Annotated in this window: 15 protein-coding genes; 8 read left to right on the forward strand and 7 right to left on the reverse strand. The window is 48.4% G+C overall.

Annotated elements, in window-relative coordinates; translation table 11 throughout:
* Position 1: 1 nt before the first annotated feature.
* Positions 2 to 859 (reverse strand): DegV family protein, encoded by an 858-nt coding sequence (locus tag BFJ94_RS01345; protein ID WP_120460487.1) that lies wholly within the window; start codon positions 857 to 859, stop codon positions 2 to 4.
* Positions 860 to 912: 53 nt separating this feature from the next.
* Positions 913 to 1,323 (reverse strand): hypothetical protein, encoded by a 411-nt coding sequence (locus BFJ94_RS01350; protein ID WP_120460489.1) that lies wholly within the window; start codon positions 1,321 to 1,323, stop codon positions 913 to 915.
* A gap of 163 nt (positions 1,324 to 1,486) precedes the next feature.
* Here BFJ94_RS01350 and BFJ94_RS01355 point away from each other — a divergent pair, with 163 nt between their 5' ends.
* Positions 1,487 to 1,867: a DUF423 domain-containing protein gene (locus tag BFJ94_RS01355; RefSeq protein WP_120460491.1), complete on the forward strand. Its 381-nt coding sequence runs from the start codon at positions 1,487 to 1,489 to the stop codon at positions 1,865 to 1,867.
* A gap of 72 nt (positions 1,868 to 1,939) precedes the next feature.
* Here BFJ94_RS01355 and BFJ94_RS01360 read toward each other — a convergent pair whose 3' ends face one another.
* Positions 1,940 to 2,497: a hypothetical protein gene (locus tag BFJ94_RS01360; RefSeq protein ID WP_120460494.1), complete on the reverse strand. Its 558-nt coding sequence runs from the start codon at positions 2,495 to 2,497 to the stop codon at positions 1,940 to 1,942.
* Between the two features lie 341 nt (positions 2,498 to 2,838).
* Between BFJ94_RS01360 and sufC the strand changes: the two genes are divergently transcribed.
* Genes sufC through sufB form a run of 5 tightly spaced genes read left to right on the forward strand, consistent with a single transcriptional unit; the run spans position 2,839 to position 8,017 of the window.
* The gene (sufC, locus tag BFJ94_RS01365) at positions 2,839 to 3,618 is read left to right on the forward strand and encodes a Fe-S cluster assembly ATPase SufC (RefSeq protein ID WP_120465038.1); all 780 of its coding nucleotides are present in this window, start codon (positions 2,839 to 2,841) and stop codon (positions 3,616 to 3,618) included.
* Positions 3,619 to 3,638: 20 nt separating this feature from the next.
* On the forward strand, positions 3,639 to 4,940 hold the full coding sequence (gene sufD, locus BFJ94_RS01370; protein WP_120460495.1) for a Fe-S cluster assembly protein SufD: 1,302 nt from the start codon (positions 3,639 to 3,641) through the stop codon (positions 4,938 to 4,940).
* Positions 4,937 to 6,151: a cysteine desulfurase gene (locus BFJ94_RS01375; RefSeq protein ID WP_120460497.1), complete on the forward strand. Its 1,215-nt coding sequence runs from the start codon at positions 4,937 to 4,939 to the stop codon at positions 6,149 to 6,151. The genes sufD and BFJ94_RS01375 overlap by 4 nt, the downstream gene beginning before the upstream one ends.
* Complete coding sequence (sufU, locus tag BFJ94_RS01380; protein ID WP_120460499.1) at positions 6,151 to 6,573, forward strand: Fe-S cluster assembly sulfur transfer protein SufU; 423 nt, start codon at positions 6,151 to 6,153, stop codon at positions 6,571 to 6,573. Before BFJ94_RS01375 ends, sufU begins: the two co-directional genes overlap by 1 nt.
* A 46-nt stretch (positions 6,574 to 6,619) precedes the next feature.
* Positions 6,620 to 8,017 carry a Fe-S cluster assembly protein SufB gene (gene sufB / locus BFJ94_RS01385; RefSeq protein ID WP_120460502.1) on the forward strand — a complete coding sequence of 466 codons (1,398 nt, stop codon included), beginning with the start codon at positions 6,620 to 6,622 and terminating at the stop codon, positions 8,015 to 8,017.
* A gap of 154 nt (positions 8,018 to 8,171) precedes the next feature.
* Here the strand turns inward: sufB and BFJ94_RS25280 are convergent, their stop codons facing one another.
* From BFJ94_RS25280 to moaD, 4 genes are all read right to left on the reverse strand, one after another.
* Positions 8,172 to 8,438, reverse strand: a complete 267-nt coding sequence (locus BFJ94_RS25280) for a hypothetical protein (RefSeq protein ID WP_162944111.1) — start codon at positions 8,436 to 8,438, stop codon at positions 8,172 to 8,174.
* Positions 8,439 to 8,547: 109 nt separating this feature from the next.
* Positions 8,548 to 8,970, reverse strand: a complete 423-nt coding sequence (locus BFJ94_RS01390; protein ID WP_120460504.1) for a GNAT family N-acetyltransferase — start codon at positions 8,968 to 8,970, stop codon at positions 8,548 to 8,550.
* 83 nt (positions 8,971 to 9,053) lie between these two features.
* On the reverse strand, positions 9,054 to 10,097 hold the full coding sequence (locus BFJ94_RS01395) for an HD-GYP domain-containing protein (protein WP_120460506.1): 1,044 nt from the start codon (positions 10,095 to 10,097) through the stop codon (positions 9,054 to 9,056).
* Between the two features lie 191 nt (positions 10,098 to 10,288).
* On the reverse strand, positions 10,289 to 10,537 hold the full coding sequence (moaD, locus tag BFJ94_RS01400; protein ID WP_120460508.1) for a molybdopterin converting factor subunit 1: 249 nt from the start codon (positions 10,535 to 10,537) through the stop codon (positions 10,289 to 10,291).
* A gap of 143 nt (positions 10,538 to 10,680) precedes the next feature.
* On the opposite strand from moaD, the gene BFJ94_RS01405 reads away from it, so the two are divergent.
* Positions 10,681 to 12,129, forward strand: a complete 1,449-nt coding sequence (locus tag BFJ94_RS01405) for a bifunctional metallophosphatase/5'-nucleotidase (protein WP_438803671.1) — start codon at positions 10,681 to 10,683, stop codon at positions 12,127 to 12,129.
* Positions 12,130 to 12,148: 19 nt separating this feature from the next.
* Positions 12,149 to 13,246 carry an HD-GYP domain-containing protein gene (locus BFJ94_RS01410; protein WP_120460512.1) on the forward strand — a complete coding sequence of 366 codons (1,098 nt, stop codon included), beginning with the start codon at positions 12,149 to 12,151 and terminating at the stop codon, positions 13,244 to 13,246.
* The last annotated feature ends 3 nt before the right edge of the window (positions 13,247 to 13,249 follow it).

Genomic DNA, 13,249 nt, shown 5'->3' on the forward strand with positions numbered 1-13,249 from the left:
TTTAAACTCCAGACTTCTTAGTATACATGATTGCTACGGTATGTGGGCCACAATGGCTCGAAATGACACAACCCGCTTGAGAAATAGCCACTTCTCGCGCACCTGTCTGTTCTCTAAGCACGGCGGCCAGCTGCTGGGCTTCTTCCTCGGCCAGCGTATGAGCGACGATAATCAGATCCTGATCCATCGCTTCGCGATTTGCGAGTGCGTTGTCGAGCATTTTTTGTACGGCCTTGTCCTTTTTGCCGCGGACCTTATAGGCCGGAATAATCGAACCGTCGATCACTTTCAGAATCGGTCTGATCTTCAAGAGGCTGCCGATGAAATTTTGCATACCGGAGCAGCGTCCGCCTTTATATAAATACTCTAGTGTATCAATGACAAATTCGGTATTTACCAGCGGTCTGATCTGCTTGATCAGAGCGACGATTTCCTCCGCGCTCTTGCCTTGCTCCGCCGCCCTGACGGCCTTCATAACGAGCAGTCCGATGCCGCTGCACAGATTCAGCGAATCGATGACATGAATCCGTCCTCGTGGAAATTCCTCCGCCGCGATCAGGGCATTCTGATAGGTAGCGGACAGCTTGGAAGACAGGCTGATATAGACGATCGTCTCGCCACGCTCGATATACGGGCGGAAGATGTCTATGAAATCGGCTGGCGAAGGCGCCGTCGTCTTCGGAAGAACGCCCCCGGCATCGACTTTGCGATAGAGCCCCTCTGGAGTGATGTCGATCCCGTCCCGGTAAGTTGCATCTTCAAACACTACATAGAGGGGAATGATCCCTATGTCATATTTCACAATCCAATCTGCAGGCAGATCGGAGGTGCTATCCGCGAATATTTTTACCTGTGGCATATACCTCTCCTTATAATAACTGATTGATGGTGTCGCAGGCATCTATTCCTGGATTATAGATTTGCGAATAAGAACACGATGAGCGCTGGCAGTATAAATAATGCCGAGAATACCGTCCCCAGAATGGCGAATACCTTCTTGCGGTTTTTCATCGTTAATCCGACAATACCGAGAATAAGCGCGACCAGATTCACGGCGAAGGTTAGTACCAAGATCAAGACGCCAGCAATCGCGCTACCTTGTTGAATGAAATAACTCTCGAACAGTTCCTCAGGACTGTCCAGTACATTAGCCGCAGCTACTGACACAAGCACAGTGGCAACAATATAACCGAAGAACGACACCAGGCTCATGATGAAGGAGGCGATGCCAGGACCTGAATGTTTAGGCGATTGAATCGCTTGGTTAGCTTGCGCAAGGTGAGGCGGATATGTAGGGTAATTCCTCTGGTCAAAGTTTTCCATTTAAATAAGTCTCCTTTAGGCCATAATTGTCACTCTGTTTAATTTTTCATATCTCTGCCAAAAAATCAATGATTATTTCACTAGTATATTATACTAGAATGTATCAATCCGTTGGGTTAAGATGGTAAAAGGAAGATTTGAAGTATAAATAGGAGGCGTTAGAATGCAACGCAAATATGCCGGGATCGGCGCTATACTCATGTTATTGTCTGTGGCGCTAGGCGCGTTTGGCGCCCATGTGCTGAAAGCGGAAATCGGAGAGGCTGCGTTGGGGACGTTCGAGACGGGGGTTCACTATCAAATGATCCATGGGCTCGGGATGATACTGGCGTCTGTGGCTGCCGCCTTTGGAGGCAATGCAGGTAGATGGCGCTGGGCGAATATCCTGTTTCTGATCGGGACGATTCTATTTTCAGGCAGCTTGTACCTGCTTGCTATTACGGGCTGGAGATGGTTCGGTCCGATTACGCCGCTGGGCGGGGTGTCCTTCCTTGCAGGCTGGCTGATGTTCATTCTGGCAGCATGGGATAAGAAGCAGCAGTAAAATAGATTGAAGCGGGCGAATCTACGAATGAAGTAGATGGTCCGCTTCCTTGCTGTTTCGGATAATAGCTCCTCATTTCTCGTTAAGATCGATAATTTCACTGAGATGAAAAGAATATACCTGCTTCTCGTCGACATGATAAACCGTCAATGTATAGGTCTCCGGAATAAAGTTCAAGATCCGGCATGGAATGCTGAGCCGTTCTCCATTGCGGTTGACCAGCAGGCGGACGAGTGAATTATCGGCGATGTATTTCTTGATCCAGTTTTCAAAAGCTTGACTTTTGGCTAAGTTCTCAAAGTTATGAGTAGGCTGGGCCTGAATCAGTTCCTTGGGAGATTCGCCTGATTTTGCAGTCTTATCATCGGTGGTGGATGTGTTGACCGCATTCTCATTCAGTCTCTTGTAGGACTTGGCGATGAATGACTGTTTCCTGTTCGTAAGCATGGAGCTGATGATCTCACCCAGCTCGATACCTGAATTGACCCGATAATCGATAATGTCCTCATTGCTGTTCAGAAGCTGCAGCAGTTTTTGCAGTGCTTTTGCGTTAGTCTGCTCTCTGACTAGAATTTCTACATTAAATAGAAAACCTAGTTCCTCTTGGTCGTTTGCACTTGATTTCTTCATATTTCCCCCAAAAACTCATGTAATATAGCTTGTGCCCAAAAACATTTCATATGTTTTTACCCACTAATCATAGCACTGCTTCAAAGGGAAGCATAGTCCTAAAATCTTATAACCATACGGGATTCATGGCGGATTGCAAGGTAATTCGTAGTATTCAAATCTATATTAAAAAGGAAATGAATCTTTGCTGCTTGCGTTGATTCGGGTTGCAAAGTAGGGTAGAATGGAATGAGAATCAGTGAGAATCACCAATAATAATTCTAAACAGATAATTATTAGAATTATTTATGCTATAATGACTTTACCACAAAAGAGAACGAGTAATGGAGGGTATGATCAGAATGACAAAGTTCGTTGTTGAAGGTCTCAAAGCAACTATAGAAGGAAAGGAAATTCTCAAGGGAATTGACCTTGAAATAAAGGGCGGAGAAATTCATGCCATCATGGGCCCGAACGGAACGGGTAAGAGTACGCTTGCTTCCGCATTGATGGGACATCCTAAATATGAAGTAACCGATGGTTCTGTGAGCATGAACGGTGAAGATGTACTGGAAATGTCCGTGGATGAGCGCGCCCGTGCTGGCTTGTTCCTGGCGATGCAATATCCAAGTGAAATCGCTGGTGTCACTAACTCGGATTTCCTGCGCAGCGCGATCAACGCGCGTCGTGAGGAAGGCAATGAAATCTCACTGATTAAATTCATCCGCCAAATGGAGGGCAAGATGAAGGAACTGGAGATGAATCCTGAATTCGCTCACCGTTACCTGAATGAAGGCTTCTCCGGCGGGGAGAAGAAACGGAATGAAATTCTGCAAATGATGATGATTGAGCCGAAGCTCGTGATTCTGGACGAGGTCGACTCGGGTCTGGATATCGACGCATTGCGTATCGTTGCCAATGGGGTGAACAGTATGCGTGATGAAGATCGTGGATTCCTGATCATTACACACTATCAACGTCTGCTTAACTATATTAAACCGGATGTCGTTCACGTTATGATGCAAGGCCGGATCGTTAAATCGGGTGGTCCTGAGCTGGCAGAACGTCTGGAACGTGACGGTTATGATTGGGTCAAAGAGGAACTTGGAATTACGGATGAAACTGTCGGTCAAGAAGCCTAATACGGAAGGAGGGAACTGAAATGACGACACAAATCGTTCTTCCGGTGGAACTTGATGCAGTAAGACAAACGTCAGTGAATAACGGGGAACCGGCCTGGTTGACGGAGAGTCGTGCGAACGGAGTGAAGCTCGCTCAAGAGCTTGAATTGCCAAGATTGGAGAAAATGAAGATCGAGCGCTGGGATCTGAGCAATTTCGGCCAATTACGTGAAGGCTATGCAGCGTCGGCACAGCAGTTGCCGGATAGCGTAGCTTCTCTGGTCGATCTGAAGGAACATAGCAATCTGATCGTTCAGGTGAACAGCAGCACACAATTTGCGCAATTATCCCCTGAGCTTGCTGCGAAGGGTGTTATCTTCACAGATTTGGAGACAGCGGTCCGCGAGCATGGAGACCTTGTGCAACGATATTTGCACCAGGCGGTCAAGAGTGATGAGAACCGCCTGACAGCATTGCATTCCGCTCTATGGAGCGGCGGGATATTCTTATATGTACCTCGCAATGTGGAGATCGAAATTCCATTGCAGAGCATCTTCGTACAGGAGGATGACAAGACGACCTTTGCACCGCATATCTTGATCGTTGCTGAAGCGAATAGCCGCGTTACTTATGTAGATAACTATTTCTCGGCTCAATTCGATAAGACGATCGTTCATAGCGGTGTAGCGGAAGTATTCGTGCAAGCCGGAGCTAAGGTGCAATTCGCTACAGTGCATAACCTGGGTTCCAGTACGACGGATCTGAGCTATCGTCGTGGGATCGTGGAGAATGACGGTTCAATCGAATGGATCATCGGTGAAATGAACTTCGGCGATGTGATGAGTGAGACGTTGTCCATCCTCAAAGGGAATGGATCTCTGTCTGATATGAAGGTGATCGCGGTCGGATCAGGCTCACAGAAGCTGAATTATACGACGAAGGCGGTTCATTTCGGCAAGAGCTCGGAGAGCCAGATGATTACCCGGGCTGTTATGCGCGAGCAATCTACGGCGATCATTAACGGGATTACGAAGATTGAGAAAGGCGCGACCAAGGCCAATGGCGAGCAGACCGAGAAGGTTCTTATGCTCAGTCCGAAGGCGCGCGGAGACGCCAATCCAATTCTGCTGATCGATGAGGATGATGTCAAAGCTGGACACGCAGCCTCGGTAGGTCAAGTGAATCAGGAGCAAATCTATTATTTGATGTCCCGCGGGATTACCCGTGAACAGGCGGAACGTCTGGTCATTTATGGCTTCCTCGCTCCGGTCGTTACGGAGATTCCTCTGGAACCATTGCAGCAGCAGCTGCAGGGACTGGTAGAAAGGAAGTTGGGTCAATGAATGCGGCGTTGATCAAAGAACAGTTTCCTATTCTTCATCAGGAAATCAATGGTCATCCGCTCGTGTATCTCGATAGTGCTGCCACCTCTCAGAAGCCGCGTGCTGTGCTTGATGCGGTACAACGCTACTATGAGTGGGACAATTCCAATGTGCATCGCGGCGTTCACACGCTGGGAAGCCGGGCAACCGATGCATATGAAGGGGCCAGGGAGAAGGTAGCGCAGTTTATAGGGGCTGAGCGTACCCAGGAGATTATTTTTACCCGGGGAACGACGACCTCGTTAAATCTGGTGGCCTCAGCTTATGGGCCTGCGGTGCTTGAAGAAGGGGACGAAATCGTCATCACCCCGATGGAGCATCATAGCAATCTGATACCTTGGCAGCAGCTAGCAAGACGAACGGGTGCTACCTTGAAATATATCCCGCTTCAGCCAGACGGCAATATCGCGCTGGAGGATGCGGAGAAGATGATTACCGATCGGACGAAGATCGTCGCGATCGCCTATGTCTCCAACGTGCTTGGTGTGGTTAACCCGGTGAAGAGTATCGCGGAAATCGCCCATCGCCACGGTGCTGTCATGGTCGTAGATGGAGCGCAAAGCACGCCGCATATGAAGGTAGACGTGCGGGAGCTCGATTGTGATTTCTATGCTTTCTCAGGGCATAAGATGTGCGCTCCAACTGGAATTGGGGTACTATATGGTAAGAAGCATTTGCTGGAGTCTATGGAGCCGATTGAGTTCGGCGGCGAAATGATCGATGATGTCGGACTATATGAATCGACATGGAAGGAGCTTCCGTGGAAGTTCGAAGGCGGAACCCCGATTATCGCCGGCGCGATCGGCCTGGGCGCTGCGATCGATTTCCTGCAGGAAATCGGGCTGGATGCGATTCATCAGCATGAAACGAAGCTGGCGAAGTACGCCACGGCCAAACTCTCAGAAATTGAAGGGCTTACGCTTTACGGACCGCGGGAACGCGAGGTCGGACTGCTCACCTTCAATCTGCAGGATATTCATCCGCATGATGTAGCTACTGTTCTGGATGCCTCCGGGGTAGCCATTCGTGCCGGTCATCATTGCTGTCAGCCGTTGATGCGCTGGCTTAAGGCCAGTGCTACAGCTAGAGCAAGTCTCTATCTGTATAATACGGAGCAGGATATTGACCGTCTGGCGGAAGCTTTAGTCCAGACAAAGGAGTATTTTGGATAATGCAACTTGATGATTTATATCGCCGTGTAATTATGGATCACTATAAAAACCCGCGCAACCGCGGAAAATTCGATGACGATTCGTTAACCGTAGATTTGAATAACCCGACCTGTGGGGATCGTATCTCGCTCCAGCTGAAGCTGGAGGATGGCGTGGTCAAAGATGCCCGCTTCAGCGGAGAGGGCTGCTCGATCAGCATGTCCTCGGCATCGATGATGACTGAGGCGGTGAAGGGCCGGACCTATGCGGAAGCGATGGAGCTGGCGAACCGTTTCTCTTGCCTGATGCAGGGGAAAGCTGTCGAATTTGATGAGTATGAAGAGCTGGAAGCTCTGTCTGGTGTTAATAAATTCCCTGCCCGGATCAAGTGCGCGACATTGGCGTGGAACGCATTGAAAAAAGGGATTCATGAAGAAGAGTAAACCTGAGCTTATAAGCTTAATGAAAGTTTAAGGAGGTAATGCAGCCATGGCCAAGAAAGCACCTGAAATGGAAGAGTATAAGTATGGCTTTCGCGACGAGCATAAGTCAATTTTTCAATCGGGTAAAGGCTTGACTCGCGAGATTGTGACGGAAATTTCCCGAATGAAGAATGAACCGGAGTGGATGCTTAACTTCCGCCTGAAGTCGCTGGAGCAATTCGAGAAGATGCCGCTGCCGCGCTGGGGCGGAAATCTGGACGATCTTGACTTTAACGAAATTCAATACTATGTCAAGCCATCTGAGAAGCAAGGCAAGACATGGGATGAAGTTCCTGATGAGATCAAAGAGACCTTTGATAAGCTTGGTATTCCGGAAGCGGAGCAGAAGTTCCTGGCCGGGGTATCGGCTCAGTATGAATCCGAGGTAGTATATCACAGCATGCAGAAGGATCTGGAGGATCAAGGCGTTATCTTTATGGATACCGACTCTGCTCTTAGAGAGCATCCGGAGATCTTCCGTGAATATTTCGGTACGATCGTGCCTCCAGCGGACAATAAATTCGCCGCTTTGAACAGTGCGGTATGGTCTGGCGGCAGCTTCATTTATGTGCCGAAGGGCGTGAAGTGCGAGATTCCGCTGCAAGCCTACTTCCGTATTAACTCGGAGAATATGGGGCAGTTCGAACGGACGCTGATCATCGCTGATGAGGACAGCTTCGTACACTATGTAGAGGGCTGTACGGCTCCGATTTACAGCACGAACTCGCTGCACAGTGCTGTCGTGGAGATTATCTGTAAGAAGAACGCTCGTGTTCGTTACACGACGATTCAGAACTGGGCGCCGAACATTTATAATCTCGTTACGAAGCGTGCTGTTGCCGAAGAGAATGCAACGATGGAATGGGTTGATGGCAACATCGGCTCCAAGCTGACGATGAAATATCCAGCGGTCATCCTGAAGGGACGCGGCGCCAAAGGCAGCGTATTGTCCATTGCTGTCGCCGGCAAAGGCCAGCTCCAGGATGCGGGCGCGAAGATGATCCACCTCGCACCGGATACGACTTCGACGATCATCTCGAAGTCGATCAGTAAGCATGGTGGTAAGGTAACATACCGCGGTCTTGCATCGTTCGGCCGTCAGGCTGAAGGCGCGAAGTCCAATATCAAGTGCGATACGCTGATTCTTGATAATGAGTCGACTTCAGATACAATTCCATACAATGAGATCATGAATGATAACATTGTACTAGAGCATGAGGCGACGGTATCGAAGGTGTCGGAGGAGCAGCTCTTCTACTTGATGAGCCGTGGTCTGACCGAAGAGGAAGCGACGCAGATGATCATCATGGGCTTCATCGAGCCGTTCACGAAGGAACTGCCGATGGAGTACGCGGTTGAAATGAACAGATTGATAAAATTCGAAATGGAAGGGTCGATCGGTTAAGATCAGACCTTCACAGTGGAAAAAGGGCGATCCCCAAAGTCATGACTATTGTGACTTGGGGCGCCCTTTTTTATTTTTCGAGGTTCTAACGAACCTACAGAGCGTTATTTGCTCCGAAACGGGGGCGTTTCGAATCTAACGAAACACCATAGCGCTATTTGCGGTAAATGGTGGCTTCAAGCGGCAATTTAGGTGAAATAACGCTCCCCAGTTTCGTTACAGTTTTCACCTGCCGTTTTGGACGCGGATAGCGATACCACGTTTCGTTAGAGCTCACTGTACCGTTGGGGAGTTCGGCAAAGCCTGCAAAAATGCAGGAATTTCGCCTGTATCCCGCCTTTCGAGCGTAAATTCCTGCGAAAAGGCATCTTTTTTCGCTGAAGTGGCCTGATTTCAACGTATAAGGTGTAAATGCCTGCATATTTGCAGGCATTTCCTAAGAACAGCTAGTTTGGGACCCAAAAGCCTGCATATTTGCAGTTATGGAGCTAGTGCGATGGAGTATGGAGTCACCCCACAATGGAAGCACGTTAATTCAGCACTTTTTTCAGAAAATATTGCTTCGCGCCGTCATAAGGGGAGTCGTCCAGGATTCCGAAGATGGTGAAGCCCTGCTTCTTATAGAATTCAGGAGCCTGGAAGCTGAAGGTCTCCAGCTGGATATAGCGGCAATGGTGCTGTCGGGCAATCTCCTCGGCCTTGGTCAGCAGCTCTGTGCCTTTGTTCTGGCCACGTAGCGACTCGTCAACCCAGAGGAAATCAACATGCATCTGCTTCCAATAGATCGAGGCGGTAATGCCCGCCACTAGCTCATCCTGTTCATTCAGGAGTGTGATTTCAACGGTTCCGACATCATCAGTAAGATCTCCACTTGCTTGTGAAAGGTTAAATTCGACCAGCTTCTTACGTACCGCGCTATCCGTCTTATTAATCCATGATTTATTAAGTCTCATCGCTCTCTCCTATGTCTATTATTCATGTAAAGTTTGGCGGTGACGGTGGATGCTATCATCTATATCATGTCTATGACGTTATGCTACATATAAACCTCCGTAATTGTAAGCTCCCGTTCTCTGGATAAGTCGATAAAGCGGGATTCTGTGCGAATCAGCGGACGGAAGAAATCAGAAGGATTGGTCATGACGATATCTCCGACTTCACCAGAACTGAGCAAGACGCTCTTGCCGATGAAGTTCGGCAGCAGATGATTAATGAGCGCCTGTGTCGGCTCGGGGCATAATTTGCCAAAGCTCATGCTATTAAGCTCCTTAAGGACAGAGAACAGCTCCTGCTTCGATTGATAGATCCGGTTGGAGGTCATCGCCGTGTATACATCGGCTACAGCCGTTATTTTAGCATAAGGGTGAATCTCCTGTTCAGTCAACCTTTGCGGGTATCCACTTCCATCTTCGCGTTCATGATGCTGCAGAGCGATGAGTGCCGACAGCTCGTCCCCGGTGGAGTTCATAATGATCTCATATCCGTATTGAGTGTGCCGCTTAACCTCTTCAAATTCCTCGGGGGTCAATTTGCCGGGTTTGAACAGGATGTTTTCTGGTACTTTACTTTTCCCGATATCAATTAAATAACCGGCTTTACCAACTTTGTAGGCTTCTTCCTTGGAATATCCAAGCCAGCAAGCGATATAATAGGATAGCATTCCAACCTGTAAAGAGTGATTATATGTATAATTGTCATTGTTGCTCAGGAGCAGGAGTAATGCAACGACATCCTTCTGATCGTCAAGCTGCTCGACCATAGGTTCTAATAAACGGTCTACCTTAGAGTCATCGAAGTTTCCATTCGCGAGCGCTTCCAGAAATATGGCTTCAAATCCATCCACGGCTTCGTTAAATATGGGCTGTATCTTCTGAATGAACTGGGGAGGCGTGGAGGTGTCCGGAATGTCTTCATCCATACGAGGGACGATGTCAACATAGTCTATACCATGCTGCATCAGCTTAACGATCGCATTGCTGGACAACTCTTTTTCTTTTTGCAGGACTAATACGCCAAAATGGTTGAATACGTCAGACTGGAGCAGGTCTCCAGGATTAATGTCCATAATATGTACTTTCAAGAAGATGACACCTCAATATTGGGCTTTTTGTTAATCATATCAGGTAATATATGGGTTGACAACGGTATCATAGTTCTTAAATGCTATTTACTAGAAATTATCCAGGACTTTAGGGGTTAATATATAGCCCCATGGGCGTCATTTTGCAGTAAAATAGATCACAGAGTAGAATAAAGACCGATGCTCACGCATCAGCCTCCGGAGACAGGGGGAATCAGAGCAATTTCATCCGTTTCGGCAATGAGGCAGTCGCTCGCTGCATATTCCTGATTGATAGCCACTAAGCATTCTGAGATCAGCGCAGCTGCTTCAGGATAAGACTCGCTGAGTAGTTGCTTCAGGCGGCCGGCGGTGAGTGGAGATTCACTACAGTTGAAGGTTATCCGGGATGTCCCGAGACGGTCGGCTAGCCCGGCGAAGAGGGAAAGGGTTATTTTCATATTTATACACCTCGGAATTTATGCTTAAATCCCTATAATATATCATATATAAGAAGACAGTGGGCGTTTTCAAGGTATATAATTATATTTATCTTCATTTTTTGCAGGTTTGATGAATAAAAGACAACAAGGAGGCATTCATGTTGCCGGATACGGACGAAGAAACATTAACGATTATATATACGAATGATCTACACAGCCATTTCGGCGCCATGAGCAGAATAGCGGCCATGATCGATGACTTGCGGTCCGAGTCAAAGGGCGAAGCATTGCTCCTTGATATTGGGGATCATATGGATCGGGCTGCGCCGGAGACAGAGGGTACTATGGGGCTGGCCAATGTCGATGTGCTTAACCTGACAGGCTACGATGCAATTACTATAGGAAATAATGAGGGCTTGACCTTCACCCCGGAGCAACTGGAGGCAACCTATGCGAGTCTGAATTGTCCTGTTATTTGCAATAATATTCTGGATCAAAGAACAGGTCAGCCCCCATCCTGGATGAGAAAGCGACATATTATTCGCCGGGGCTCGTTCAGCATCGGATTAATCGGCGCTACGGCGGCTTTTTCTGATTTCTACAGTCTGTTGGGGCTGGATGCGCTTGACCCGCTGGAGACGATCCAATATGATGTAGAACAACTGCGCCAAGAGGTGGATTTGATTGTGGTCATGTCTCATTTAGGCATTGTGCTCGACAAGCAGCTGGCGGAGAAGGTACCGGATATCGATCTGATCATCGGCGGGCATACGCATCATCTGCTGGAGGAGCCCTTGTTCGTCGGGAAGACGGCGCTTACGGCCGCCGGGAAATTCGGCAGATATCTGGGCAAAATAAAATACCGCAAGAATCCGACTAACGGTAGGATCGAGCTCTACGACGGGAAGGTGCTTCAGGTTGAGCCTGGAATCGAGAACGAAGTTGTGCTGCATTCCATTGACATGGATCGGGAAAAGGCTCAAAATCAGTTGAGCCGGACGGTTACGATAACGGAACGGGATTTACCGATCTCGTACCATAATGAATCGCCATTCGGTAATTTGCTTGCCCAAGCGGTGAGGCGGTTCACGAATAGCGACTTGTCGATGGTGAACAGCGGACAACTGCTGAGCGGGCTTCCTTCTGGCGCAATTAGCGAAGGAATGCTGCACGAGCGTTGCCCATCACCGATCAACCCATGCACGATGCGCCTTAAGGGTGAGGATATTCTGTACACGCTGGAACAATCGCTACTGCCGGAAATGATGGATAAGGAAATATTCGGCTACGGTTTTCGTGGCAAGGTACTGGGCGGAATTTGTGTCGATGGCCTGGAACTGGTTTATAATCCGGATGCGGCGCCATATCAGCAGATTATTGAGGCACGTATAGCCGGGATCCCGCTGGAGCCTACAGTAACGTACACGGTTGGTACACTTGATATGTTCACTTTCGGAGTGGGCTATGAGCGGTTACAGTATGGGGATGATATGGAATTTATGCTTCCTCTATTTTTACGTGATTTGCTCAGATTGGAATTACAGACGACAGAGGCCGTAGATAGCTGCTTCCTCAACAGGTGGAAGATATCTAGACCAAGCGACTTATAAACGAGACGGAAGTGGTTTAGTGCGTTTAATAGCCATAGATTCCTTGCAGCCAGGAATGAAGCTGGGAAAGAAAATCTACAATGAGGATGGCATCGTCCTCTTATCGGAAAATGCGGAAATAAATGAAGCTATCATTCGTCGCTTGCGTTATCACGGCCTCGATTATATTTACATTGCTGATCATCGTACAGACGATATCCAGGTCAGCGAAATGATCGAAGAATCCACGCGTCGCCGCGCGCTGAATGAGATCAGGGTGAACTTCAAGAAGCTGATGGAGCCGGCGATGAAAGGAATGGTCTATCCCTATCTGGGCAAGACCTTCTCAGGTCTGGTCGAATCGATTATAGATGATCTTAGCTCAAGGGAAGACGCGATGATTATGATGATGAATATCGATAGTATGGATCATTATCTGTATCGCCATTCCTTGAATGTATGTATATATACTTTATTGCTGGGCCAGGTTTATGGCTATAGTAAAGAGGATTTGACTGTACTCGGCCTCGGAGCGATGCTGCATGATATCGGTAAGACGAAGGTGTCGAAGGAAATCCTGAATAAGCCCGCGCAGTTAACGGAAGAAGAGTTCGCACAGATGAAGCAGCATACAGAGATCGGGTTTAAATTGTTAAAAGATGAACCGGGGATTCCCCTCAAGGCGGCTCATTGCGCCTTCCAGCATCATGAGCGGATTAATGGGAGCGGCTATCCGCGGGGACTCAAGGGCGACGAGATCCATGAATTCGCCCGCTGGGTTGCGATCACCGATGCATTCGACGCGATGACGACTCACCGGGTATATCGCCCGGCGATGCTGCCCCATCAGGCGTTGGAGGTACTGTATACGGGCTGCGGGGAATGGTATGAGAAGTCGAAGCTGGAGCTGTTCAGAGATCACGTTGCCATTTACCCAATAGGGATGACTGTTGATTTGAGCACTGGCGAGCGAGGTGTAGTCGCCAAGATTCACAAGGCAATTCCACATCGGCCGATTATCCGGGTACTGACTAATTGTGACGGGGAAGACTTGAAGGCCCCATTTGAAATCGATTTATCGAGCCATCTCTCGGTTGTGATTACCGGAGTAGATGGTGCCAAGGAAGCTATAAAATAAATA

This window comes from Paenibacillus aceti, assembly GCF_003614185.1.
Lineage (GTDB): Bacteria > Bacillota > Bacilli > Paenibacillales > Paenibacillaceae > Fontibacillus > Fontibacillus aceti.